The 20,255-nt window shown below is 37.8% G+C and carries 35 protein-coding genes and 1 other RNA gene; 31 read left to right on the top strand and 5 right to left on the bottom strand.

Annotated elements, in window-relative coordinates:
- Positions 1 to 128 precede the first annotated feature (128 nt).
- From dnaG to ssrA, 6 genes are all read left to right on the top strand, one after another.
- Complete coding sequence (dnaG, locus tag PCY11_RS02265) at positions 129 to 1,907, top strand: DNA primase (RefSeq protein WP_201089780.1); 1,779 nt, start codon at positions 129 to 131, stop codon at positions 1,905 to 1,907.
- 2 nt (positions 1,908 to 1,909) lie between these two features.
- Complete coding sequence (gene rpoD, locus PCY11_RS02260) at positions 1,910 to 3,019, top strand: RNA polymerase sigma factor RpoD (RefSeq protein WP_003003251.1); 1,110 nt, start codon at positions 1,910 to 1,912, stop codon at positions 3,017 to 3,019.
- 260 nt (positions 3,020 to 3,279) lie between these two features.
- On the top strand, positions 3,280 to 3,609 hold the full coding sequence (locus PCY11_RS02255; RefSeq protein WP_004220168.1) for a metal-sulfur cluster assembly factor: 330 nt from the start codon (positions 3,280 to 3,282) through the stop codon (positions 3,607 to 3,609).
- Positions 3,610 to 3,781: 172 nt separating this feature from the next.
- Positions 3,782 to 4,489 (top strand): ABC transporter ATP-binding protein, encoded by a 708-nt coding sequence (locus PCY11_RS02250; protein ID WP_223141196.1) that lies wholly within the window; start codon positions 3,782 to 3,784, stop codon positions 4,487 to 4,489.
- 9 nt (positions 4,490 to 4,498) lie between these two features.
- The gene (locus PCY11_RS02245; protein WP_070666232.1) at positions 4,499 to 5,293 is read left to right on the top strand and encodes a hypothetical protein; all 795 of its coding nucleotides are present in this window, start codon (positions 4,499 to 4,501) and stop codon (positions 5,291 to 5,293) included.
- Positions 5,294 to 5,396: 103 nt separating this feature from the next.
- Positions 5,397 to 5,745: a transfer-messenger RNA gene (gene ssrA / locus PCY11_RS02240) on the top strand.
- A 152-nt stretch (positions 5,746 to 5,897) separates the two neighbouring features.
- On the opposite strand, the gene PCY11_RS02235 is transcribed toward ssrA, so the two are convergent.
- From PCY11_RS02235 to PCY11_RS02220, 4 genes are all read right to left on the bottom strand, one after another.
- A complete protein-coding gene (locus tag PCY11_RS02235; protein WP_301362408.1) occupies positions 5,898 to 6,980 on the bottom strand; it encodes a site-specific integrase in 1,083 nt (360 codons plus the stop codon).
- Between the two features lie 128 nt (positions 6,981 to 7,108).
- Complete coding sequence (locus tag PCY11_RS02230) at positions 7,109 to 7,507, bottom strand: DUF4429 domain-containing protein (RefSeq protein WP_301362407.1); 399 nt, start codon at positions 7,505 to 7,507, stop codon at positions 7,109 to 7,111.
- Between the two features lie 15 nt (positions 7,508 to 7,522).
- Positions 7,523 to 7,903, bottom strand: a complete 381-nt coding sequence (locus tag PCY11_RS02225) for an ImmA/IrrE family metallo-endopeptidase (protein ID WP_049488098.1) — start codon at positions 7,901 to 7,903, stop codon at positions 7,523 to 7,525.
- A gap of 10 nt (positions 7,904 to 7,913) precedes the next feature.
- A complete protein-coding gene (locus tag PCY11_RS02220; protein WP_301362405.1) occupies positions 7,914 to 8,261 on the bottom strand; it encodes a helix-turn-helix domain-containing protein in 348 nt (115 codons plus the stop codon).
- A 305-nt stretch (positions 8,262 to 8,566) separates the two neighbouring features.
- Here PCY11_RS02220 and PCY11_RS02215 point away from each other — a divergent pair, with 305 nt between their 5' ends.
- On the top strand, positions 8,567 to 8,776 hold the full coding sequence (locus PCY11_RS02215; protein ID WP_301362478.1) for a helix-turn-helix domain-containing protein: 210 nt from the start codon (positions 8,567 to 8,569) through the stop codon (positions 8,774 to 8,776).
- A gap of 123 nt (positions 8,777 to 8,899) precedes the next feature.
- Here PCY11_RS02215 and PCY11_RS02210 read toward each other — a convergent pair whose 3' ends face one another.
- The gene (locus tag PCY11_RS02210) at positions 8,900 to 9,280 is read right to left on the bottom strand and encodes a DUF2513 domain-containing protein (protein WP_301362404.1); all 381 of its coding nucleotides are present in this window, start codon (positions 9,278 to 9,280) and stop codon (positions 8,900 to 8,902) included.
- A 53-nt stretch (positions 9,281 to 9,333) separates the two neighbouring features.
- Between PCY11_RS02210 and PCY11_RS02205 the strand changes: the two genes are divergently transcribed.
- The 24 genes from PCY11_RS02205 to PCY11_RS02090 all read left to right on the top strand — a co-directional run bounded on the left by PCY11_RS02205 (position 9,334) and on the right by PCY11_RS02090 (position 20,218).
- Positions 9,334 to 10,242 carry a DUF3102 domain-containing protein gene (locus PCY11_RS02205; RefSeq protein WP_301362403.1) on the top strand — a complete coding sequence of 303 codons (909 nt, stop codon included), beginning with the start codon at positions 9,334 to 9,336 and terminating at the stop codon, positions 10,240 to 10,242.
- The gene (locus tag PCY11_RS02200) at positions 10,242 to 10,664 is read left to right on the top strand and encodes an ORF6C domain-containing protein (RefSeq protein ID WP_301362401.1); all 423 of its coding nucleotides are present in this window, start codon (positions 10,242 to 10,244) and stop codon (positions 10,662 to 10,664) included. Before PCY11_RS02205 ends, PCY11_RS02200 begins: the two co-directional genes overlap by 1 nt.
- Positions 10,665 to 10,674: 10 nt before the next feature.
- A complete protein-coding gene (locus tag PCY11_RS02195; RefSeq protein WP_070589385.1) occupies positions 10,675 to 10,953 on the top strand; it encodes a hypothetical protein in 279 nt (92 codons plus the stop codon).
- 91 nt (positions 10,954 to 11,044) lie between these two features.
- Complete coding sequence (locus tag PCY11_RS02190) at positions 11,045 to 11,221, top strand: hypothetical protein (protein WP_157915963.1); 177 nt, start codon at positions 11,045 to 11,047, stop codon at positions 11,219 to 11,221.
- 9 nt (positions 11,222 to 11,230) lie between these two features.
- Positions 11,231 to 12,556 (top strand): replicative DNA helicase, encoded by a 1,326-nt coding sequence (dnaB, locus tag PCY11_RS02185; protein WP_247919557.1) that lies wholly within the window; start codon positions 11,231 to 11,233, stop codon positions 12,554 to 12,556.
- Between the two features lie 3 nt (positions 12,557 to 12,559).
- On the top strand, positions 12,560 to 13,321 hold the full coding sequence (locus tag PCY11_RS02180) for a conserved phage C-terminal domain-containing protein (RefSeq protein WP_301362400.1): 762 nt from the start codon (positions 12,560 to 12,562) through the stop codon (positions 13,319 to 13,321).
- Positions 13,321 to 14,130, top strand: coding sequence for an ATP-binding protein (locus tag PCY11_RS02175; RefSeq protein ID WP_301362399.1), 810 nt, complete (start codon positions 13,321 to 13,323; stop codon positions 14,128 to 14,130). Before PCY11_RS02180 ends, PCY11_RS02175 begins: the two co-directional genes overlap by 1 nt.
- Complete coding sequence (locus PCY11_RS02170) at positions 14,130 to 14,624, top strand: MazG-like family protein (protein WP_070589377.1); 495 nt, start codon at positions 14,130 to 14,132, stop codon at positions 14,622 to 14,624. The genes PCY11_RS02175 and PCY11_RS02170 overlap by 1 nt, the downstream gene beginning before the upstream one ends.
- Complete coding sequence (locus PCY11_RS02165; RefSeq protein ID WP_301362398.1) at positions 14,621 to 14,902, top strand: DUF3310 domain-containing protein; 282 nt, start codon at positions 14,621 to 14,623, stop codon at positions 14,900 to 14,902. The genes PCY11_RS02170 and PCY11_RS02165 overlap by 4 nt, the downstream gene beginning before the upstream one ends.
- Positions 14,903 to 14,907: 5 nt before the next feature.
- On the top strand, positions 14,908 to 15,309 hold the full coding sequence (locus PCY11_RS02160; protein WP_301362397.1) for a hypothetical protein: 402 nt from the start codon (positions 14,908 to 14,910) through the stop codon (positions 15,307 to 15,309).
- On the top strand, positions 15,299 to 15,583 hold the full coding sequence (locus tag PCY11_RS02155; protein ID WP_301362396.1) for a hypothetical protein: 285 nt from the start codon (positions 15,299 to 15,301) through the stop codon (positions 15,581 to 15,583). The genes PCY11_RS02160 and PCY11_RS02155 overlap by 11 nt, the downstream gene beginning before the upstream one ends.
- Positions 15,584 to 15,585: 2 nt before the next feature.
- Positions 15,586 to 15,996, top strand: coding sequence for a single-stranded DNA-binding protein (ssb, locus tag PCY11_RS02150; RefSeq protein WP_301362395.1), 411 nt, complete (start codon positions 15,586 to 15,588; stop codon positions 15,994 to 15,996).
- Positions 15,997 to 16,015: 19 nt separating this feature from the next.
- The gene (locus tag PCY11_RS02145) at positions 16,016 to 16,495 is read left to right on the top strand and encodes a DUF1642 domain-containing protein (protein WP_301362394.1); all 480 of its coding nucleotides are present in this window, start codon (positions 16,016 to 16,018) and stop codon (positions 16,493 to 16,495) included.
- Positions 16,496 to 16,497: 2 nt separating this feature from the next.
- On the top strand, positions 16,498 to 17,031 hold the full coding sequence (locus tag PCY11_RS02140) for a DUF1642 domain-containing protein (protein WP_301362393.1): 534 nt from the start codon (positions 16,498 to 16,500) through the stop codon (positions 17,029 to 17,031).
- Positions 17,028 to 17,525: a DUF1642 domain-containing protein gene (locus PCY11_RS02135; protein ID WP_301362392.1), complete on the top strand. Its 498-nt coding sequence runs from the start codon at positions 17,028 to 17,030 to the stop codon at positions 17,523 to 17,525. Before PCY11_RS02140 ends, PCY11_RS02135 begins: the two co-directional genes overlap by 4 nt.
- A complete protein-coding gene (locus tag PCY11_RS02130; protein ID WP_301362391.1) occupies positions 17,525 to 17,974 on the top strand; it encodes a hypothetical protein in 450 nt (149 codons plus the stop codon). The genes PCY11_RS02135 and PCY11_RS02130 overlap by 1 nt, the downstream gene beginning before the upstream one ends.
- A 3-nt stretch (positions 17,975 to 17,977) precedes the next feature.
- A complete protein-coding gene (locus PCY11_RS02125; RefSeq protein WP_301362390.1) occupies positions 17,978 to 18,139 on the top strand; it encodes a hypothetical protein in 162 nt (53 codons plus the stop codon).
- Between the two features lie 4 nt (positions 18,140 to 18,143).
- Positions 18,144 to 18,362, top strand: a complete 219-nt coding sequence (locus tag PCY11_RS02120) for a hypothetical protein (protein ID WP_301362389.1) — start codon at positions 18,144 to 18,146, stop codon at positions 18,360 to 18,362.
- A gap of 18 nt (positions 18,363 to 18,380) precedes the next feature.
- A complete protein-coding gene (locus PCY11_RS02115; protein WP_301362388.1) occupies positions 18,381 to 18,608 on the top strand; it encodes a hypothetical protein in 228 nt (75 codons plus the stop codon).
- Positions 18,609 to 18,700: 92 nt separating this feature from the next.
- The gene (locus PCY11_RS02110) at positions 18,701 to 19,000 is read left to right on the top strand and encodes a YopX family protein (RefSeq protein ID WP_301362387.1); all 300 of its coding nucleotides are present in this window, start codon (positions 18,701 to 18,703) and stop codon (positions 18,998 to 19,000) included.
- The gene (locus PCY11_RS02105) at positions 18,997 to 19,335 is read left to right on the top strand and encodes a hypothetical protein (RefSeq protein WP_301362386.1); all 339 of its coding nucleotides are present in this window, start codon (positions 18,997 to 18,999) and stop codon (positions 19,333 to 19,335) included. Before PCY11_RS02110 ends, PCY11_RS02105 begins: the two co-directional genes overlap by 4 nt.
- 144 nt (positions 19,336 to 19,479) lie before the next feature.
- Positions 19,480 to 19,617 (top strand): hypothetical protein, encoded by a 138-nt coding sequence (locus tag PCY11_RS02100; protein WP_301362385.1) that lies wholly within the window; start codon positions 19,480 to 19,482, stop codon positions 19,615 to 19,617.
- Between the two features lie 17 nt (positions 19,618 to 19,634).
- Positions 19,635 to 19,889, top strand: coding sequence for a hypothetical protein (locus PCY11_RS02095; RefSeq protein ID WP_301362384.1), 255 nt, complete (start codon positions 19,635 to 19,637; stop codon positions 19,887 to 19,889).
- Between the two features lie 110 nt (positions 19,890 to 19,999).
- Positions 20,000 to 20,218, top strand: coding sequence for a hypothetical protein (locus PCY11_RS02090; protein WP_301362383.1), 219 nt, complete (start codon positions 20,000 to 20,002; stop codon positions 20,216 to 20,218).
- The last annotated feature ends 37 nt before the right edge of the window (positions 20,219 to 20,255 follow it).

The following is a 20,255-nucleotide window of genomic DNA, read 5'->3' as shown; positions in this document are numbered from 1 at the left end:
TTAAAATTAGTGATAAAGGTTGAAAATCTTTTCTTTTCTGTTTGAAATCGGTAGGAAAAAATTTACTTTTACTAACTTTTAGTATAAAATATAAAGTGATAATCTATGGTAAAATGGAGGCACTGTTTATGGTTGATAAAGAGCTGATTGCAGAAATTAAAAACAGTGTAAACATTGTTGAAGTCATTGGAGAAGTTGTTTCTTTGACCAAGGCTGGCCGTAACTTTTTAGGCCTTTGTCCTTTTCATGGTGAAAAGACTCCTTCCTTTAATGTCGTTGAAGACAAGCAGTTTTACCATTGCTTCGGATGTGGTCGCTCTGGAGATGTCTTTAAGTTTATTGAGGACTACCGTGGAGTCGCCTTTATGGATGCGGTCCAGATCGTAGCAGACAAGGCTGGCATTGCGCTTCAGTACCAGGCAAGACCTGCCCAATCAGCGTCTGTCAATCCAAACCAAGAACTTTATGAGATTCATCAGGAAGCTAGTAAGTTTTATCAGGCGATTTTGATGACGACTAAGATGGGGGAAGAAGCGCGACACTATCTGCATGAACGTGGTCTGACGGATGAAGTGATCCGACATTTTCAATTGGGTTTAGCACCTGCAGAAGGAAATTACCTCTATCGCAATCTCTCTGAGAAATTCTCTGAGAAAGTCATTACCGATTCAGGTTTGTTTACAATCTCAGATGCAGGAACGGTTTTTGATGCCTTTCAGGATCGGATCATGTTTCCCTTGACGGATGATAGTGGACGGGTCATTGCCTTTTCTGGTAGGCTGTGGAAAATGACGGATGATGGCAGTCATCAAGCCAAGTACAAGAATAGTCGTAGTACCCGTCTATTTAATAAAAGTTATGAACTCTATCATTTGGATCAAGCCAAGACGAGCGCCAAAAAGCAACATGAAATGTATATCATGGAAGGCTTTATGGATGTCATTGCGGCTTATCGAGCTGGGATAGAAAATGCAGTCGCCTCTATGGGGACAGCCTTGACACCAGAGCATGTCCAGCACCTGTCTCATTTTACCAAAAAGGTCATCTTGACCTATGATGGGGATAAGGCAGGACTTGAAGCAACAGCTAAGGCCTTGGATGTCTTGCAGGATCTGGAGTTGGAGATCGTCCGTATCCCTGATCAGATGGACCCTGATGAGTACCTCAAAAAGACGTCCCCAGAAGATCTAGCTACCCTCTTGAAGAATTCTCGGATTAGTAAGGTTGAATTCTTGATGCACTACTGGAAACCCCAGTATATTGAGAACTTGCAAGCCCAAATTGAGTTTGTCGAAAAGCTGGCACCGATGATCGCCCAGACGCGCTCCATTACAGCGCAAAACACCTATATTTATAAGTTGGCCGATTTATTGCCGGACTTTGATTACTTGCAGATTGAGCAGATTGTCAATAATAGTCGTTTGCAACAACGGCAGGAGGCTCAAAGTGGTGGACGATCTAAAACATCGCATTTTTCAGTAGAGCTCTTGCCGAATCGTGGGATGACGCGCTTGATCAAGGCAGAAAATCATTTGTTAAGTAGGATGAAGGATTTTCCAATGGTGCTCAATGATTACCGTTTGCGACCTGATTTTGCCTTTGACACGCCGGAGTTACAGATCTTGTATCAATTGCTCTGTCAAAATGGAGAAGTCACCTCTCAGGATTTATCTGAGCAGCCTGAAGGGGTCCAGCACGCCTGGTACCGCATGTTAGAAGAAGATTTACCAGATGAGATAGCAGATGGTGAGTTAGAAGAAGTAGAAGCGACACGGAATCGTGAGCTTCTTCGCAAAGAAAGTCAACAAATTGGAAATAAAGTGAAGGAAGCTTCCTCAATAGGGGATGCGGAAAAAGCTTTATTGGAACTCGAGCGTTTAATCGCTCAAAAAAGAAGAATGGAGTAAGAATGGCTAAAGAACAAAAAGATATTACAACATTGGACGTTCAAATTGCAGAATTTATTCGCAGCCACAAGAAAAGCGGAACTGCAACAGACGATGAAATTAATGACCAATTGGTTATTCCATTCACACTCGATGCAGATGGGATTGAAGATCTTTTGCAACGTATTCAAGATGCAGGGATTTCGATCACTGATAAAGACGGCAACCCAAGTGCGCGTGTGTTGAACAATGAAGAAGAGCCAGAATTGTCAGATGAGGAATTGCTTGGAAGCAATTCTGCCAAGGTCAACGACCCAGTACGGATGTACTTGAAAGAAATTGGGGTTGTTCCTCTTTTGACCAATGAAGAAGAACAAGAATTGGCTATACTAGTGGAACAAGGTGATTTGGAAGCTAAGCAACGTCTTGCAGAAGCCAACCTTCGTTTGGTTGTATCCATTGCGAAACGTTACGTTGGTCGTGGAATGCAATTTTTGGATTTGATCCAAGAAGGAAATATGGGCTTGATGAAGGCCGTTGATAAGTTTGACTATACCAAAGGGTTCAAGTTCTCTACCTATGCTACTTGGTGGATTCGTCAGGCTATCACTCGTGCCATTGCAGACCAAGCACGGACCATTCGGATCCCTGTTCACATGGTGGAAACCATTAACAAGTTGGTTCGTGAACAACGCAATCTCTTGCAAGAATTGGGACAAGACCCAACCCCTGAACAAATCGCTGAACGCATGGATATGACGCCTGATAAGGTGCGTGAAATCTTGAAGATTGCCCAAGAGCCTGTTTCTTTGGAAACGCCAATCGGGGAAGAAGACGATAGCCATTTGGGAGATTTCATCGAAGATGAAGTGATTGAAAATCCAGTAGACTACACCACTCGTGTTGTTCTACGTGAACAATTAGATGAAGTCCTCGATACCCTGACAGACCGTGAAGAAAACGTCCTTCGTTTACGTTTCGGTTTGGATGATGGAAAAATGCGGACCTTGGAAGATGTGGGTAAAGTCTTCAACGTGACCCGTGAACGGATCCGTCAGATCGAAGCCAAAGCCCTCCGCAAACTCCGCCACCCAAGCAGAAGCAAACCATTGCGTGATTTTATTGAGGATTAAAAAGATCCTGTGGATCTTTTTAACCCGAGCTGAGAAATTCGGAAGCGAGGAATGTCCGGGGGACATTTTTAACGGTCGCCTAGAAATGAAGAAGCGACCCAGGTCCAGTGGACATTTTTAACGGTCGCTTAGAAATGAAGAAGCGACCCAGGTCCAGTGGACATTTTTAACGGTCACCAAGATATGAGAACATAGCAAGGTTTAGTGAGTTTTATAAACCTAGTATATCGAATGATAATAGCACAAAAAGGAAGTGTCATATGGCATATACAACTGAGCAAATTGAAGAAATTAAAAATAAAATCTTAAATGCTTTGGAAGAGGTAATCGATCCTGAGCTTGGGATTGACATTGTTAATTTAGGTCTTGTTTACGAGATCCATTTTGATGGTGAAACTGGAGCGACCATTATTGATATGACGCTAACGACCATGGGATGTCCATTAGCGGATCTTCTGACAGATCAAATTCATGATGTTTTAGCAGAAGTAGAAGAAGTGACATCAGTGGATGTGAAGTTGGTCTGGTACCCTGCTTGGACGGTTGAAAAGATGAGCCGTTATGCCCGGATCGCACTTGGAATTAGTTAAAAATTCTATTCATCAAAACAAATCAGAGGTTAGGGGCTTCCCTAACCTCTGATTTGTTTACACCTGTATTTTTGAACAACCATTTTCAAATTCTTAGCAAATTTTCAGATAAAGTTGCAATCATCAAGAGGACAAGGTATAATAGCATAAATAGAAAATAAAGGAGATTTACATGAATCAGTATCCTTTGGTCTACTTGGACCATGTGACAAAGAATTATGGGCATGAAGTTGCTCTCATGGATGTTAGTTTGAACATCCAACCTGGCCGTATTATTGGCCTTTTGGGGCCTAATGGTAGCGGGAAAACAACCATCATTAAATTGATTAATGGTTTGTTGCAACCAAGCCTTGGAAATATCTATATTCATGGTCAATTACCATCCCCAGCTTCTAAAAAAGTTGTTTCCTATTTACCGGATACGACTTATCTGAGTGAAAATATAAAAATTAGTGATGCTATTAGCTATTTCCAAGATTTTTATGCAGATTTTAATGTCCAACGAGCTTACCAATTGCTCAACGATTTGCATTTGCATCCAAATCAAAAATTGAACAGCCTTTCAAAAGGGAACAAGGAAAAAGTGCAATTGATTTTGGTGATGAGCCGTGAAGCGGACTTGTATGTCCTTGATGAACCAATCGGTGGGGTTGACCCAGCGGCGCGTGATTATATTTTGCGGACCATTATTCAAAACAGACGTCCAAACTCTTCTGTCTTGATTTCTACTCACTTGATTGCGGATATTGAGCAAGTTTTGGATGAAGCGATTTTCATCAACCAAGGAAGAATCCTCTTGCATGAAAATACGACTGTTTTGCGCAATCAACACGGAAAATCAATCGATGAGATCTTCCGTGATCAATTCCGTGTTTATTAGGAGGACCCCATGTTTGGTAAATTATTAAAATATGAATTTAAATCGACAGCTAAGTGGTATTTATTGATCACCCTGATCGCACTAGGTTTGTCAGTGATTACAGGTGTTATTGGTGGAAGTGCTACAAACGGTTTTGTGGATATGGAAACCAATAGTATGCAAATCATAACGGGGACTCTTGGGATTCTCATTTTTGGAGGAGTCATTGGTCTTTATCTTAGTAACTACTATATTATTATTCGTCGTTTCTATTCCAACTTATACGGACGTGAAGGTTACTTGACCTGGACCCTTCCAGCTAGCCCTCATGCGATCATTTTGTCTAAATTTGTGGGAGCTTTAGTAGCGAGTCTTTACTGCCTATTCCTTCTATTTTTTAGTGGTTTTATCACAATACTTGTGATGGGCGCTGTCATTGGACAAGACCTCTCTCCTGTATTTAGTATTATCGCTGAGGCTTTTAGTCATTCTATTGCTTATTGGATTATCATCTGGTGGATTTTTACCACAGCTTCAGGAATCTTACTATTTTATGTATCAATCGCACTTGGCCAACTGTTCCAAAATCGTCGTGGATTGAAGGCTATTCTGTTTTTCTTTCTCTTGTGTATTGTGTTAAGTATCATAGGTACAGCAGTCAATCCATTAAAAGATTCATATGCTGTCGGATATGCATTGGTTTATGGAAATATTGATGATTTTGGACCAAACTTCATCCCAGGTCTCATTTATGAAGTTATTAAGATTGTTTCTATGTACTTCACCATTCACTACATCAGCAAGTACAAGTTGAATCTTCAATAATAACAGCAAATTGAGCAAGGAGCTTCCCAGTGGAAGCCTTCTTGTTCAATTTTTTTCTTTTGCATTTTTAGCTACATTTTGATATACTAATTGTATTCGTTTTGGGGTCGTTACGGATTCGACAGGCATTATGAGGTATATTTTGCAACTCATCTAGCGGATGTAAAACGCCAGTTAAATATAACTGCAAAAAATAATAATTCTTACGCTTTAGCTGCCTAAACACCAGCAGGCGTGACCCGATTCGAATCGCTCGTGTTTGATGACAGGTCTTAATTTTAGCGAGATACGATCTAACTTTGTCTAGAAGTTAGATAAGAGATTGATAGACTCGCAGGTACAGGACTTGAGTTATGTGTCATGTAGCTGTTAAACTAAGACATAACCTATGGTTGTAGACAAATATGCTGGCAGGTGTTTGGACGTGGGTTCGACTCCCACCGGCTCCATATATACTTTTTGAAACTTATTAAAACTTCTTAAAACGTTGATGATTCAACGTTTTTTATTTTTATATTTTCTATTCTTTCCCATACCTTTTTGAAATGGACAGACCCAAAAACAGACCCTTTTTTGAAAAGAGTCTGTCTTGATGCTGAAATATTTAAAAATCTATATAATTAGCAAATTTCTCACCAATATCATCTTTGGCTTGCTTTGTTATATGTGTGTATACATTCATGGTTGTCTTTAGATCGGAATGACCAAGACGATGCTGGACCTGCTTCAATGTCATTCCTGCTTCAAAGCACAAGCTGGCATGTGTATGTCTGAAGCCATGTATTTTGATAGGCTTGACATTTGTCCCTTTTATAATTTGCAAAAGCCACTTCCTTGGTAGTGAACTTGGAATAGGCTTTCCTTCAGGGCTTTCAAAGATGAAAGTGGTAGCAGGATTCATTTCTCTATACTCTGACAGCAGATCAATTGTTCTTTGATCAAGGCTAATTAGTCGGACACTACTCTTATTTTTAGTAGCCCCCACAGATTCGCCCTCAAAACCCCTTGTAATGGCCTTGTTTATGTTTAAGGTATTATCTATCCAGTCAGTCCATTTGAGAGCCAAAATCTCCCCTTTCCTGGCCCCTGTGAACGCAAGAAGACGAAACATGACTTTCTTTCTCAAATCATCCATATCATCCACTAATTTCATGAATGCTTTTAACTCATCTTTATCATAGAAATCACTAGAAGAATCGGTCTCTTTTTTGACAAGAGTGGTGACACTATCAACAGGATTGGTTGAAATATAACCATAACGGATGGCATACTTGAAAATGTTATTCATCAGACCTTTCAGCTTGCGCCCATACACTAATTTTCTAGACCATTCATTGATCTGTTCTTGCAACTGAAGAGGAGTGATAGAAGCTATTTTTTGATTCCCAAAAACAGGATAGATGTGATTTTTGATATTCCTTTCAGTCTTGATATAGGTGCTATCCTGAACAGTGTCAGCATACTCTTTGAGCCATTTCTTTGCTACCTCTTCAACTGTGATATCTTTTTTTGTTCGCTCCCCATTTTCCAAATCGTCTTGAAGTTGCAAGAGCGCTGCCCGTGCCTTTGCTTTGGTTGGAAATCCTTGACGCTTTACATACTTATCTTTTCCGTTTTCCTTGCCTACATAAATCCTAAACCCGTAGGCAGTATCACCATTTTTCTTTTTGTAAGATTTAATTTCCATTGCCTTTTCCCTCTTTTATTGGTACAATAGGCATAGTGAAAAGGGCTTTTTCAAGCCTATTTTTACGCCTTAACAATATCCCTGTACTCTACGCCCCAAATGTTGAGTGCAGGGCTTTTTTGTTTGTCTTAATTGTTTATCAATGCCTTCTCAATAGCATTTTTGATTTCTAATATTTTGGCCTTGTCTTCTTTGTTGAATGTGATTGTATTTTCATCTTTCACAGCATCGAAAACCCCACCTTTTGATTCAAGACTGCCAGGAAAAATCAACTGAAGATAGCCTACTGTTTTACCTGGTTCTTTTAATTGGTAAGCAGTAATCTTTGATAGTAGTATAGATTTTTCCCCATCCAATCCTTGCAACAAAGCATTGCTGATTGTATTTTGTCGAGCTATACGAATGAAATGATCATCAATTCTTACTAGAGTTTTTTGATTAGCAAAGAAAAATGTCTTTTCATTTTCAGTAGATTCAAAGAGTTGAATTTCTTCTGATTCATCGTGTTTCTTCCCAAAAATAGCCATTGTATTTCTCCTTTTTTAACTAATTAGTGAATTATATTCGTCTTTGACCATCGTTTCACTTGCAATGGTCTTCAGACTGTATTTCTCCATAAAATGCAGGTAATTGAAATCTCTAACATCATCCATCAACTTCAATTCTTCTTCCAGCAAATGATGAATCATACTTCTATCAGCTTGCAGTTCACAGTATTCTCTATTTAGTTCATATTGAGCAGGAGTATGCTCTTTGTGACCCAATTCATGCAAAGCAACTTGCTTTTGATCTTCAACTGACAAATTAATATCTAACGCTAAAATGTTCAAAGTAGGATTAAAGAAACCAGGACTATGCCAGTCGCTCCCGTCAAAGTAACATAGGCTTACACCCTCTTGAGCGCAAAGCTCTTTTACAGTCATAAATGCACCTCTATTTATTTTTTAAGTGTGCCTCCAATACCGCTGTAATAAAATCAATATCTTCTTCGGTAAGTGGCTTACCATCAAATAACATAGATTGTGCTGCGATGTCTCGGAGGTCTAATGGTGCAGAAGCATCACCATCTTTCGCAATGTTTGGATTTTCCGTGCGTCCCAAGAGGTAGTCGGTGGACACATTAAAATAATCAGCGATTTTTTGGAGATTATCAGCTTTCGGATTTCCCTTTTTCATACTATAAAGATAATTTGTACTAAAATTTAGTTTTTCTTCTAATTGGTTAAGCGAAATTCCTTGCTTTTGGCAAAGTTCTTTAATTTTATCGAACGTCGAAAACATTGATATATCAACCTTTCTAAGATACGACAAAAAATATTTAAAATTAATTCTAAAAACTATTGACAAAAATTAGAATTAGTTTTAAAATAGTTTTTGTAAAGTAAAAGAGTTAGCAAAACAACATATAAAATCTTTTTTAAAAATGATAGCTTTGGCGAGCGAGAATCATTAAAGATAAAAGGTTTTAAGATGTCTTTTAACTATGCCTTAATTTTAGAATTAATTTTAAAAAATGTCAAGGAATTTTATAAAGTTTTTAACTAATTCTTTTACTGTTTTACAAAAAGCAGAAAGGAGCCAATATGATGAGCCGACAACATAAACGATGGAATTCATTAGTAGAGGAAGCTCTCGAAAAAAGAGGGTGGTCACGATCAGACTTAGCGACTGTCGTAGGTGTAAGTCCAGCTACAATAACTCAACTTTTCAAAGAAGGAAAAGGTAGCGATGACTTAAAACTTCGCATTAACAAAAAATTGCGAATCAATGAGTCATGGGAAAAATTTGAGGAGTAGGAGAAAAGAATGAAGGAACTAAAAATAAGAAAAGACGGCATTTATTTGAATAACCAAAAATTAAATGATGTGTAGGCAATCAAAACAAAAAGCACGGCTGAAAGCAACCATGCTACTGTTTACTTAAAATTTACCGCCAAGTTGATTTGAAATGAGGTTGGTAATAACTTGTGATGAAATATCTTTCAGAACATCCAGTGAAAAAGAGCCGACACTTTTGGCAATTTCCTTTGTTTTACTCCAGTTATTATCTTGACGTATATCATTAATGAAACGATGACCATAAGGTGATAGATCCTCAATGGAGAAGCCTCCAAAATAGTGTACTACTTTGAGGAATAATCCACTGTATTCGCATTGTCGTACATGGTAGAGGATTTCTTCTCGAGAATATTTTGGAGTAAGTTCTTTGAAAATCGTTTCTTCAGAAACATCATTTGAATACGTCGCATTATTTTCTACAACAAAAAGAATATCTCGAATACAATCGGGATTTAGTCTCATAACTATCACCTCGTTTTATTTTTATTATACCAAATTTAGGAAGGAAAAAGCGTGTGAACGAAATAGCTTTATCAAATAATCTATCTCAGATAGAACTCGAAATCAGTCATCACAAGCAAATAGCTGGTCAGTCGATTTGGGAAATCGGCAGACGATTGAACCATGTGAAAGAGCACGATCTGGTACATGGGGAATTCATGGATTGGTACACTAACCTTGGAATTGACAAAGATTTTGCTAGTAAATCAATGAAGATAGCAAAAGAACTTCCAAATTTCGAAACGTTACGAAATTTAGGAACAACAGCACTTCATCTGATTGCAACTCTTCCAGAAGAAGAGAGGAAGGAGCAGATTCAACGCATCGAAGATGGCGACAATCCGACGGTACGAGAACTACAGGAAGTCAAAAAGAAACTCAACCTCAGCAAGCTAGTGAACGAACGCCTACGGGCTGAGAACGAGAAAATCAAGTCTTCCAAGATCGAAGTTAAGGAAAAGATCAAGGAAGTCATCCCGGACGATTACAAAGCCACGCAGGACCTAAACAAGCAATTGCTAGAAAAGAATAAGGAACTATCCAAAACCGTTAAGGCAATGGAAGAACGCTCCGAATTCATCGAAAAGCAACTTGCTGACACATTGGCCCAGCGTGAAGAGGTCGATAAGAAATCTTCTCAGTACGATGAATTGACACGAGCGATTGAAGAATCACAAGGGCAACTCAATAGTGTACAGAAGCAAATCTCAGCCTACAAGAACATCACAAGCCTATTGCAGAAGGGTAATGACTTTTTAGCAAGTATGGGCGGTCTAATCTACGCAGACGAAGAGAAAGTTCTGAAAGCAGACGGGATCATTCGAAATGAATTTGATAGTTTTATCAGCCGAGGGCTTCGATTTTTTAACGACCTAAACGATATCCGCAAAGAAAGCAACATTTTAGAAGGAGAATTTGAATAATGAATGAAGTGACAATTCAACCTACCGAGTTAGTGGTAGAAGACGCAATGATCCATGCGCTCCAGGAATTGAAAAAGCTGAAAGAAGGACAGTCCATCTTATCAGCCGATGTTGATTATCTGAAGAATGAGCAACCGGTCAACCCTTCGGTTTGTCTGGCATTGGAAAAAATTCGTAAGAAAAAAGTCGTGGCATTGTTAGGTGGTAAAGACAGCCAGGCATACCGTGACCGACATTTCGCACAATCCGTATTTTCACAGGCTGCTAAAGACTTCAAGGACTACTTCTGTATTCCACGCTACGACTTATTGAAGCGCAAGGACGAGGAAAAAGCTTTCGACTATTGGGATAGTTGGGAGCCATCAGCAAATACCAAGCTAGAAATCAAAGCCCGAAATGGACAGATGAGCTTAGTCGGGTAAGGAGGCTTACATGGTTCTAGAATTATTTGGAACTGAATTTAAAGATAAACTCTTTGAAGAGCTGGTTTCACTCAACATCAAAGCTATGGAAGAAGCTAAGCGTAGATCAAGCAGACATACTACATGGGTGCCGATCAAACAGCTACAGGAAGCGACCGGATGGGGTAGAACTAAACTAGAAGAATGGAGAGACCAAGGGAAATTTCAATTTCAACAGTCCGGAAAGGGCGGGAAGTATCTCTATAATTTGGAAGATGTTCAGCGATTCTGTCGAAGTTTGCAAAAATAAAAAAAGCGCCTTGAGAAAGGCACTTTGAAAGAACTATAACTTAATTATAACACAGGAATTATTTTTATAAAAGAATATTGGAGGAATTAAAATGTTAGCAGAAATCTTAGTCGGAGTATTAATCATCGTGGTCCTATTTCAAATGATCATCATCAGCTCAATTAGCGAGCGATGCAAAGAATCAAAACGAGAACTGAAAAAGATGATTGCTGAACAGCAACGCATTCAAGAAGCACGAGAAGCAATGCGTTTCGGATATCGTAGATAGGAGCTAGTTATGGCAGAAAATAATACAATCCTGCCTCACGATCTTCTTGCTGAACAAGCAGTAATTGGATCAATTTTTGTAGATCCAGATAAAATCCTAATTGCTTCAGAGTACCTCACAAAAGAAAGTTTTTACAAACTATCACACGGAATTGTCTTTGGAATCATGGAAGATTTGTCGGACAAGGGAGAACCTATCGACCCCGTATCAGTTAAATCAGCTCTTGATTCAATAGGAGAATTTGACCGAATTGGAGGGATGGCATTTCTTGCTAGTCTCATAAATGCCGTACCAACCAGTGCTCACATTGAGCATTATGCCAAGGTTGTAGCTGAAAAAGCAAGAGCACGAAAGGTTATTGAAGACCTCAATCAAACGATAGCAAACGTATATGATGGTCAATCAGATCTAAATGACATACTCGTTCAGACTGAGCAAGCGTTATCAAATATAGCAAATGACAAGCAGACTGGTTTCCGTCCAATTATTGATGTAATTGATTCTACGCAGTCAATTATTGACGAGCGCTCACAACGTGTTGGTGATGTAACAGGGACACCAACAGGCTTCACAGATTTTGACAATATAACGACCGGTCTACACACTGACAATCTGATCATTCTTGCAGCACGGCCAGCAATGGGAAAAACAGCTTTTGCTCTAAATATCGCTCAAAATGTGGCAATACGAGCTGGAAAACCAGTGGCAATATTCTCTCTTGAAATGGGAGCAGAAAGTCTTGTAGAACGTATGCTATCAGCAGAAGGCTTGATTCCATCGTATCATGTCAGAACAGGAAATCTATCTGAAAGCGAATGGCGCAGGATGATCCTGGCACAGGAACAGCTTGCAAAAGGAAAGATCTATATTGACGATACAGCAGGAATTCAGATTGCTGAGATCCGATCTAGAGCCAAGCGATTATCTCAAGAAACTGGCGGTCTTGGATTAATTGTAATCGACTACCTCCAACTAATTACTGGTAGAGGCCGAGAAAATCGGCAACAGGAAGTGTCTGAGATTTCAAGGCAATTAAAAATATTAGCCAAGGAATTGAAAGTTCCAGTAATTGCATTAAGTCAGCTATCTCGTGGGGTTGAGCAACGAAATGACAAAAGGCCTGTGCTCTCAGATTTAAGAGAGTCAGGATCTATTGAACAAGATGCTGATATAGTAGCATTTCTCTATCGAGAAGCTTATTACAATCGTGAAGAGCAGGAAGAACCTGATAATGTTACAGAATTGATCCTTGAAAAAAATAGACATGGCAGTTTAGGAACAGTCAAACTATTCTTTCACAAGGAATATGCGAAATTTTCAAATAAGGAGGCTTGATGAATGGTAACTGAGAATCGTAGATATTACTGGTTACAACTAAAAGATGACTTTTTTAATTCCAAAGAAATGAAGCTCATGAGAAAGCTTCCTGGGGGAGAGGAAATCACAATCATCTACCTAAAAATGATGCTGGCAAGTCTGGCAGAACAAGGAAAACTATATTTTGAGGGATTGGCAGAGGATCTAGCTGAAGAACTTTCTCTCTTAATAGACGAAGATCCAGAAGCAATCAGATTGACACTGATGTTTTTAACAAAAAAGAAACTATTGACTACATCAGACAATTATCAGTTTAATCTCGAACAAGTTCCAGAAATGGTAGGAAGTGAGACAGCAAGTACACGTAGGTCTCGCAAGCATCGAGAGAATCAAAAAGCGTTGCAATGCAACACCGATGCAACAAAAGGCAACGGAGATATAGATATAGATATAGATATAGATATAGATAAGGAGCAAAAAGCTCAATCTGATGTCTATGACGAAATTATCAAATATCTAAACGACAAAACAGGATCTCATTTTAAACCTACTAGCAAATCAACTCAAAGATTAATCAATGGTCGTTTAAGTGAGAATTACTCAATAGATGATTTTAAACATGTTATTGATGTAAAAACTCTTGAGTGGAAGAATGATTCCAAAATGTCCAAGTATTTAACTCCAGATACATTGTTTAATGCAAGTAAATTTGAAAAATACTTAAATCAGAAAATGCCTTCGAGTGCATCAACTCAACAACAAGATGAAAGGTTGGGATTTTAATGCATCAGGATTATGAAGTAGGTTCAACTAGTGAACCAAAAATATGTAATAAGCACGGATCAAATATGATCACTGCAAAAGTTATGATTAATGGATCCCAGCGATTGCTCCACATTTGTCCAGAATGTGAAAAAGAAGGAATCAATGAATTGCAGGAACACTTAAATCAAGAAGCAGTTATCCAGTCAATTCTAGCGAATACATACAAAGTATTTAATCGTGAGAGCACCTATTCCAAGGAATTGGAAGACAAAACACTTGATAATTACGATGCTGGAAATAAGTTGTGTGAGCGAGCTTTGAATTTTTCAAAAAGAATATTGCGAGACTTCCTAAAATTTGAAACAGGAAATGTAATCTTGAGCGGTCCTCCAGGAGTTGGCAAAAGCCATCTATCCATTGGAATAGCTAAAGCATTAAATGAAAAATTTAAAGAATGCAAGCAACCAAAGAGTGTGCTATTCATTTCGACTTCTGCGCTCTTTTCAAAGATTGAAGAAAGCTTCAATGGTCGAGGAGACTTTACAGAAAGTTATGCTGTGAATCTACTGAGCAAGGTTGATTTTCTTTTCTTTGACGATTTAGGAAAAGAAAGCAGTATGAGCGGAAACCTCAAAGAAGCGAATGAATGGAGACAACGAGTACTGTTTAAAATCTTGGACAATCGTCAAACAACATTTTTTAACACAAACTTATCGAGCAACGATATTAAAACAATTTACAACAAGGCCCTTGCTGACCGGATCTTCAAGGGCGCAAGCAAACATATTTTTAAATTCCCAGAGAACACAGAAAGCAGGAGATATTGATGGAAAACAAACAATTAAAAGATTTAATCGCAAAAGTTCAGCGCTGGTTTTATGACCGGAATTTGCAAACACAGGATCCAAACAAGCAATTTTTGAAATTGTATGAAGAGATCGGTGAATTATCACGAGGACTGGCAGAAAACGATGAGGAAGTCACGAAAGATAGCATCGGAGACATCACTGTAGTATTAATCGGTTTGACGTTACAGTTAGAAATCAAAACAGAAGAGATTTTCCCAGAAAATAATACATTCGTATTTTCCAATGCAGCAAAGTCAGAAGATTATTTCGTCTTGATGATGGACCAATCATTGGCAGCTTATTTCAATCGACAATCATACCAACTAAAAAATGTTGTTTATGAGTTGATGCGAATTTCAGCATTGCTACATCATGACTTCGTTGAGTGCTTGAATATAGCTTATGAAGAAATCAAAGATCGAACAGGAAAATTAGTGGATGGTGTTTGGATTAAGGAGGAACGACTAAAATGACAGAAGAAGTTTTAAACAATGGCTTTGACAAAGTAAATAAACCTAATCACTACTGTGGGCAATATGGTCTTGAATCAATTGACATTATTCGCAATTTTGCTGGAGGACCAAAAGAAGTCCGGGGATTTTACTGGGGAAATGTCATCAAGTATCTTTGCTGCTATCAAGAGAAAAACGGATTGGAAGATCTAAACAAGGCAAAGAAGTACTTAGACTGGCTCATCGCAGATTTGAAGCGTGAAGATCTCGAAAAGACAGCGATTGTTAAGCAGGAGTGAAAGTTATGAGACATTATACGAAAAATCAAATGGATCACTTTCGCCAGCAACTGCAATTGTTGATTTTAGGAAAAGGTCTTACTCGCAAAGAACTTTCTAGGAATCTTTATCGTGGTGAACAGACGATACAAGAATGGATCACAAAAGACGATATCAAACCAAGGAATGTCCAAGAGCTGTGCGAGTATTTCGGTATCGAGGAAAAAACGTTGATGGGTGATCCGGAAGAACTTGCTGATTATAAGTTATATGATCGTGATAAGTACATCTGTACAGGGACTTTAAAAGAACTGAGCAGAATTACTGGAAAAGATAGTGCATTACTCAAATATTACATCCACTTAAACGAGCAAGGAAGAAATGTAGGACATCTAAAACTAGAAAGGGTAATCGAAGATGAAACGTAAAATCGATTGGCTAATCATTAACTTGGTATTACTAGCAGGAATTACATTGGTGATTGCTATCAATCTCAATTCTAGATTAGTTGAACAAGAAAAAACAATCAAGGATATGCAGTGGACCATCCAGGAGCACGAATTAAGTATTCAGCGCTTTGCTGAACAAAACACTGCACAAGAGGTAATCCTAAACAAATTAAATCGGGAGTACCAATTGCAGGAACGGAAAAAGGCAGAAGCAGTTAAGGAAGCTGCAGAAATGAACAATGTTGGAGGATAATAATGATCAACAATGTGACTCTTATTGGTCGGTTAACCAGAGATGCAGAGCTACGCTATACACCGAATAATATCGCAACAGCACAATTTAATATTGCATGCAATCGAAATTTTAAAAATGCAAATGGTGAATATGATGCAGATTTCATCAACTGTGTGATGTGGAGAGAGCAAGCGGAAAGATTTTGCAATTGGACCAAAAAAGGAATGTTGGTTGGAATTACAGGAAGAATCCAAACTCGAAGCTACGAAGGCAATGACGGTAAGCGAGTATATGTTACTGAAGTTGTCGCAGAGAATTTTCAAGTTTTGGAAAAGCGTGACAACACCGCCAACCGGAACAGCATGACTGAACAGATGCCACCTAACTATGCAAATCCGATGGACATTGATGAAAGTGATTTACCATTCTAAAAACAAAAGGAGAAAGAAAATGAAACTGAGTGATTTTATAGAAGGATGCGAAAGAGTGTCTTGTTTTACAAACGAGGTCAATATCCATATTCTTATCAGTGATTTAAAAAAAATAAACGAATCACAAAAAGTAACAGTTCCTAAGTTTATAAGTGATTGGATTTTCAAGGCTCAATTGGTAGATAGACGTAGCATACGTTCTGCATTGGAAACAGCTACGATCAGACTTTATGCCGCAAATAGCGATGAGGTTATCGCCTGGGTAAAAGACATAAGCAATCAAGACACCTTTGCCAGAGCTTGGGCAAATGATTACACAGTCGAGAAAGAACCAAAGTATACAGTTAAGTGTAAATCTACTAAACAATACCTTTCTAATGATGAACTAGGTCCACATTTCGATCCAAGTTTTAGATCTAATTTTACAAAATCTGATCTTGAAGAATTAGGTTTAGGTTGGGTGTTCGATTGCGAAGGTATGGAAGTTGAAGAGGTGTGAAAATGAATAAGCAGGAGTTAATTGAGAAATACGAAAAGCTTGAAGGTGTATGTAAGGATCCAGGAGCAGAAATCGCTCGTCTAATTTTTTTAGAAGATTTACGGGAACTAGACGAACCGCAGAAAGTCACAGTACCACAGCTTGTTGCGGATTGGTATGAAGAATGTAAGGACGATTTTGAAATAAGTTTGTTTCAATGTATTTATGAACTTTCCGAAAAACGAAATGACAATGAATTAACAAAATTTGAAGAATGGATTATTGAGTGTGAAACTGAACCATTTCAAACTCTAGTTAATATGCACCAATTTGGCTACGAGGTCGAGAAAGAGAAACGGTATATTGTGAAGATAAAGGGACTCGATTCTAATTATAGTATTTTGAAATATCAGCCGTTTAATAACAGTTGGTTTATGGGTAGTGAACAGGAATACGAATTTTTTAAATTTAAACACACCCACAAAGAGCTTGAAGAGGCTGGATTTGGGGAAGTGTTCAATAGTCCGTTGTTTGAAGTTGAGGAGGTGGAAGGATGAAAAAGCAGGAATTAATTAAAAAGTACGAGGATCTTTTTGAAAAGCTTTATGCTTTTCCAATCGTTACGATCAACGGAATTATAGAAGATTTTAAGCAGTTAGATGAACCACAGAAAGTAATGATCCCACGTTTTATTGCCGACTGGATCGTGCAAGCAAAAGAAGACGGGTATAACATCGCTGGTGCAATCAACGAAGCACCAAGAGGTGCGGTTAACGATTGGCTTGAGTTAGAAAACGTAGATATCTTTGCAGAAGCTTGGATCAATGGTTATACAATTGAAAAAGAGAAGCGGTATACAGTGAAGATGAAGGGGATGGACAAAGAGTTTACGATGTTCAAACTGGATAAAATTAGGGGCAGTTGGTATTTGGGGAATGATACTGAATATAGCTACACGAAAACCACTCACACTCGCAAAGAGCTAGAAGAAGCTGGCTTTGATTGGCTATTTGATTGTACAGGAATTGAGATTGAGGAGGTGAAGGGATAATGCCAAATTGGGCCGAAGGATCTCTTAAATTAAGAGGAAGAAGCGAAAATATTGCATCAGCATTGAAATACATGTTTTGTACTGCTGATAATGTGGAAATTGAAGAGGATCTTGAAATTGGATTGTTCGAATTAACAACCACGGCACCCTATTTTTATATCAATGGTACAAGAAGAGCCTTTATTCAAAATAATAAATTGAGTTTTTGGCTTGATGATGATTATTTGGTTATTGAGATAAATGACTTTAATCAGGCATGGGCAGTAGAACCAGAAAATTATCAAAAAATTTCAAGTAAGTTTGATGTTGATATTAAAATCTTTACATTTGAATGTGGAATGGAATTCACGCAGGAAATTGAAATTTCCAAAGGTGAAATCATCAAAAACGTTTGTTATGAATATGATGATTATCGGTGGGAAGTTCCATTTAGCAACTTAGGAGGTTGAGTGATGAAACAACCTGAACGAGACCTATCTAGATATTTTATTCCTGAACTTATTGAAGATGAAGATATTATCTTCAATAAAGACAGTGAATATCACAAGCAGAGGAAAAAAGAAAAGAAGAACCCTATCTTCAAACGGAATAATTCAAAAAAAGTAAGGAGGTAACAGAATGAAATTATTGTACTTAAGATACGAGAATACACATAGCGATTTCATTCTCGATGCTAGTGTTATTAAAACAATAGTACCAGTAGGTAGTTATCAAAACGCTTCATTTATGATCTACGACGAAAATGATGAGACTTATGAGTTTGATCACATATATCATAATGATGAGTTTATTCGAGTATATGAAATGACTACGTTATATAAATATTTAACGGATTAAAACAAAGGAAGTGGGAGAATGAGTAGATTTGAAATATATTTATCTAAAAACGACCTTGAGCATATTGCTAACGGGTATGATATAAAAATAAAAATCGACGGTAAAAGATTTTTAAAAACAAATGAAATCATTTTGAAGCCTGCATTGGTAAATGATTTAACGAATCCGATATTGAATTATAAAAATAAAATAATCGACACAGAACAGCAAAACCTTGTTAATAATTTTATGGGAGGTGCAAGATGACTCCAAAATTTAGAGCGTGGCATCATGAATTAGGCAGAATGATGCTAGTAGAAACTATGTATTTCTTCGCCAATGGGTTTGAAGAACTTTAATTGAATGATTCAGTCATGAACGACAGCATACCAGCATCCCCTGATGAAATTGAACTCATGCAATCCACAGGACTCAAAGATAAGAACGGCAAGGAAATCTTTGAAAAAGATATCCTTGATTATAAAGGTAGAAATGTCATTGTTAAATGGCACGGATCTTATGCTAGTTTTATTTACGAGTTTGTAGATGAATTGCAAAATAGAACAACAGAATGGCAACCACTATATCTCTCTTATTATCACTTTGAAGTTATCGGCAACATTTACGAAAATCATGAATTGCTGGAGGTAACAGAATGAGTTATGATTTGGAAATATTAGCAAAAATAGAAAATGGAGATTATATTTGCATTGCCGAACCCAAATATAGTTCTCCAACCTACAATCTTGGAAGAATGTTCAGAGTTGCCATGAATTGGGATTTTAACCAAAACACAACATACAATGTTGCTGACATTTTAGATAATATCTCCCGTGGTATATCTGAGTTAGAATGGTATCCAGAGAAGTATACTCAGTATGAACCTGAAAACAAATGGGGGACAGTCAGCGGAGCATTGGAAGTTTTGAAGTCGTTGAAAGAGTGTATTTTAGAACAGGATATTGATACGAAATATTTATATATGAGGTGGTAATATGACACGACCAAGCAGATACCCATATACTAAGAATCAGTGGGAAGAGACAACGACGGCGGTTTATTCGTATAACAAAGGAGAATATGAACTGTTTAGAGGTCTTGAAAGCAAATTCACAGGAGAAAGAGTAGAGGTGAAATAATGGAAGAAGTTATCATGGCATCCTTGCCAAATAAAGAATTAAATCGTTTGATTAAAATTGAAATTGCCGTTGAGAATTTAATTGAGAATGGAGTTCTTGACGAAGGTGTATTTAACCAGTATTTGAATGAAGCATAAGAGGAAGAGGTAGAAATATGATAAAAAAAATATTGATCACAGTTTTTGTTTGTTTGTCTTTTATAACACTATCGGGGTGTGGAAATAAAGATATTCTCGGAACAACTTTTACTTTCAAATACGCAAAAATCAGACTAGTTGACGGACGAATTGTCGAAGGTGAAGTAAAGCAATGGGCAAAATATGACAAACAAGATAGCATTCGTGTAACTTTTGAAAATGGCGAGGAATATTACACTCACTCAAGCAATGTAATACTGTATAACAAATAGATGGGAATTAACATGAACCTACAAAACTTTATCTATTTATTATTCGCATTGGTCTGGATCTCTGGCTTGATCTGGGCTAGTGTGATCGCTTTTAAAAACAGAAAGGAGAAATGATGAGTTTGGATAATGTACATATACCAATGCGAGCGAACAGAATTCTATCTATTGCCCAAATAAATGGCAAGCTAGAGATAGCTATACTTGGGGAAAAGTTTTTTGTAACCGATTCATATTTTGAAGATCTGCACGATGCAGTGCTGCCATTTGACAATATTAGAGATTTAAAGCGTATTATTGATCATATCATCGATGTGGAGGACAATAAATGAGGGTATATGTTGTTAGGAAATACCATGGACGCTCAAG

This window comes from Streptococcus sp. SP8, assembly GCF_030440045.1.
GTDB lineage: Bacteria > Bacillota > Bacilli > Lactobacillales > Streptococcaceae > Streptococcus > Streptococcus parasanguinis_I.
The sequence above is the reverse complement of the archived record's forward strand: the minus strand, read 5'-3'. Positions and strand labels throughout refer to the sequence as shown.

Coding starts and splice junctions, on each gene's coding strand:
- dnaG (WP_201089780.1), top strand. CDS start 129: ATGGTTGATAAAGAGCTGATTGCAGAAATTAAAAACAGTGTAAACATT.
- rpoD (WP_003003251.1), top strand. CDS start 1,910: ATGGCTAAAGAACAAAAAGATATTACAACATTGGACGTTCAAATTGCA.
- PCY11_RS02255 (WP_004220168.1), top strand. CDS start 3,280: ATGGCATATACAACTGAGCAAATTGAAGAAATTAAAAATAAAATCTTA.
- PCY11_RS02250 (WP_223141196.1), top strand. CDS start 3,782: ATGAATCAGTATCCTTTGGTCTACTTGGACCATGTGACAAAGAATTAT.
- PCY11_RS02245 (WP_070666232.1), top strand. CDS start 4,499: ATGTTTGGTAAATTATTAAAATATGAATTTAAATCGACAGCTAAGTGG.
- PCY11_RS02235 (WP_301362408.1), bottom strand. CDS start 6,980: ATGGAAATTAAATCTTACAAAAAGAAAAATGGTGATACTGCCTACGGG.
- PCY11_RS02230 (WP_301362407.1), bottom strand. CDS start 7,507: ATGGCTATTTTTGGGAAGAAACACGATGAATCAGAAGAAATTCAACTC.
- PCY11_RS02225 (WP_049488098.1), bottom strand. CDS start 7,903: ATGACTGTAAAAGAGCTTTGCGCTCAAGAGGGTGTAAGCCTATGTTAC.
- PCY11_RS02220 (WP_301362405.1), bottom strand. CDS start 8,261: ATGTTTTCGACGTTCGATAAAATTAAAGAACTTTGCCAAAAGCAAGGA.
- PCY11_RS02215 (WP_301362478.1), top strand. CDS start 8,567: ATGAGCCGACAACATAAACGATGGAATTCATTAGTAGAGGAAGCTCTC.
- PCY11_RS02210 (WP_301362404.1), bottom strand. CDS start 9,280: ATGAGACTAAATCCCGATTGTATTCGAGATATTCTTTTTGTTGTAGAA.
- PCY11_RS02200 (WP_301362401.1), top strand. CDS start 10,242: ATGAATGAAGTGACAATTCAACCTACCGAGTTAGTGGTAGAAGACGCA.
- PCY11_RS02195 (WP_070589385.1), top strand. CDS start 10,675: ATGGTTCTAGAATTATTTGGAACTGAATTTAAAGATAAACTCTTTGAA.
- PCY11_RS02190 (WP_157915963.1), top strand. CDS start 11,045: ATGTTAGCAGAAATCTTAGTCGGAGTATTAATCATCGTGGTCCTATTT.
- dnaB (WP_247919557.1), top strand. CDS start 11,231: ATGGCAGAAAATAATACAATCCTGCCTCACGATCTTCTTGCTGAACAA.
- PCY11_RS02180 (WP_301362400.1), top strand. CDS start 12,560: ATGGTAACTGAGAATCGTAGATATTACTGGTTACAACTAAAAGATGAC.
- PCY11_RS02175 (WP_301362399.1), top strand. CDS start 13,321: ATGCATCAGGATTATGAAGTAGGTTCAACTAGTGAACCAAAAATATGT.
- PCY11_RS02170 (WP_070589377.1), top strand. CDS start 14,130: ATGGAAAACAAACAATTAAAAGATTTAATCGCAAAAGTTCAGCGCTGG.
- PCY11_RS02165 (WP_301362398.1), top strand. CDS start 14,621: ATGACAGAAGAAGTTTTAAACAATGGCTTTGACAAAGTAAATAAACCT.
- PCY11_RS02160 (WP_301362397.1), top strand. CDS start 14,908: ATGAGACATTATACGAAAAATCAAATGGATCACTTTCGCCAGCAACTG.
- PCY11_RS02155 (WP_301362396.1), top strand. CDS start 15,299: ATGAAACGTAAAATCGATTGGCTAATCATTAACTTGGTATTACTAGCA.
- ssb (WP_301362395.1), top strand. CDS start 15,586: ATGATCAACAATGTGACTCTTATTGGTCGGTTAACCAGAGATGCAGAG.
- PCY11_RS02145 (WP_301362394.1), top strand. CDS start 16,016: ATGAAACTGAGTGATTTTATAGAAGGATGCGAAAGAGTGTCTTGTTTT.
- PCY11_RS02140 (WP_301362393.1), top strand. CDS start 16,498: ATGAATAAGCAGGAGTTAATTGAGAAATACGAAAAGCTTGAAGGTGTA.
- PCY11_RS02135 (WP_301362392.1), top strand. CDS start 17,028: ATGAAAAAGCAGGAATTAATTAAAAAGTACGAGGATCTTTTTGAAAAG.
- PCY11_RS02130 (WP_301362391.1), top strand. CDS start 17,525: ATGCCAAATTGGGCCGAAGGATCTCTTAAATTAAGAGGAAGAAGCGAA.
- PCY11_RS02125 (WP_301362390.1), top strand. CDS start 17,978: ATGAAACAACCTGAACGAGACCTATCTAGATATTTTATTCCTGAACTT.
- PCY11_RS02120 (WP_301362389.1), top strand. CDS start 18,144: ATGAAATTATTGTACTTAAGATACGAGAATACACATAGCGATTTCATT.
- PCY11_RS02115 (WP_301362388.1), top strand. CDS start 18,381: ATGAGTAGATTTGAAATATATTTATCTAAAAACGACCTTGAGCATATT.
- PCY11_RS02105 (WP_301362386.1), top strand. CDS start 18,997: ATGAGTTATGATTTGGAAATATTAGCAAAAATAGAAAATGGAGATTAT.
- PCY11_RS02100 (WP_301362385.1), top strand. CDS start 19,480: ATGGAAGAAGTTATCATGGCATCCTTGCCAAATAAAGAATTAAATCGT.
- PCY11_RS02095 (WP_301362384.1), top strand. CDS start 19,635: ATGATAAAAAAAATATTGATCACAGTTTTTGTTTGTTTGTCTTTTATA.
- PCY11_RS02090 (WP_301362383.1), top strand. CDS start 20,000: ATGATGAGTTTGGATAATGTACATATACCAATGCGAGCGAACAGAATT.